Source organism: Corynebacterium sp. ACRPZ, assembly GCF_022346205.1.
Lineage (GTDB): Bacteria > Actinomycetota > Actinomycetes > Mycobacteriales > Mycobacteriaceae > Corynebacterium > Corynebacterium lehmanniae.
The window spans coordinates 1-1121 of sequence record NZ_JAKRMR010000035.1 but is presented as its reverse complement, the minus strand read 5'-3'; the positions used below and the strand labels follow the sequence as shown (position 1 = coordinate 1121).

Genomic DNA, 1121 nt, shown 5'->3' with positions numbered 1-1121 from the left:
GGGGATGCGGACAAATTCTTGGAGTGCATTTGGGGGACTTTGTCTCGTTGTTATGCACTCAGTGCTTGTCGGTGTTCGGCGATGGTGGTGTAGCCGTCGCCGAGTGTCGACTTCAATCGTCTGTGAATGTAGAAGTCGATGTAGGTGTCAATATAGTCGCGCATTTGCTCCACCGTCATCGTTGACACCACAGGCCTGCCTTTGAGCAGTTCTTGTTTCATCGTGCCGAAGAAGCCTTCGGTGCGCGCGTTGTCGCCGCTGGTGGCTTTGCGTGACAGTGACGGGATGTATCGCCACCGGTTGTCGCACCACGCATCGGCCTGGCAGTCGGGGCAATCCAGGATGTTGTGGGTGTGGTCGGTGATCAGGCTGACCCAGCGTTCACTGCGGTAGAGCCCGCCACGGTCGGAATGGATAATCGGTTGCGCACCGTCGGGTTTTACCTCGTCGATTCGCGCGATCATCTCGGCGACCAAGTCGTGATTCGGCGACGTCGACATGGTGACCGCAATCGGCATCCCGTCGTAGAAATCGATCGCTGCCGACAGGAACAACTTCCCGTCTGGGCAGTGGATTTCGGTGACGTCGGTGCCGATTTTCTCCCACGGGGCATCCGCGTGGAAATCGTGGGTAAGCCCCTGAGTGTCGGCGTGGTCGATGAAATACTGCGACGGTGCAACAACCGGCCGGGCCACATCCGAATCCGCATCCCCGTCGCTGCTGTCGGGTGGGGTGATCAGCAGCAGGTTTGCCGGTTTGTGGTCGGTTTCACCGGTGTAGGAGGAGTACTTGTCAGACGCCTTCGCCGGTGGGCGGCACCCAAGCTCTTTCATGAGGGTGCGCACGATCTTTTCCGACACCGTATGCCCCATGATCTTCAGCCAGGCGTGGATGCGCCGGTAGCCGTAGCTTTGCCCGGATTCGGCGGCTGCCTGCAAGATCAGCGGTTTGAGTGCAGCGTGGCGCTGTTCGCGCTGTTGCACTACCTGCGTGTGTTTGTGTCGGTGGTAGTAAAACGTCGACTGCGCAATCCCGACAACCGCGCATGCTCGAGCGATGGAAAACCCGTGGGCGTCCGTGAGGGCAACCACCACAGCGGCTTTCGCCGCGGTGGACAGCTC

General features: G+C 59.7%; 1 protein-coding gene. It reads right to left on the bottom strand.

Annotated features, from left to right (window positions below):
- Positions 1-50: 50 nt before the first annotated feature.
- Positions 51-983: an IS3 family transposase gene (locus MHX64_RS11850; RefSeq protein WP_239357645.1), complete on the bottom strand. Its 933-nt coding sequence runs from the start codon at positions 981-983 to the stop codon at positions 51-53.
- Positions 984-1121: the final 138 nt, after the last annotated feature.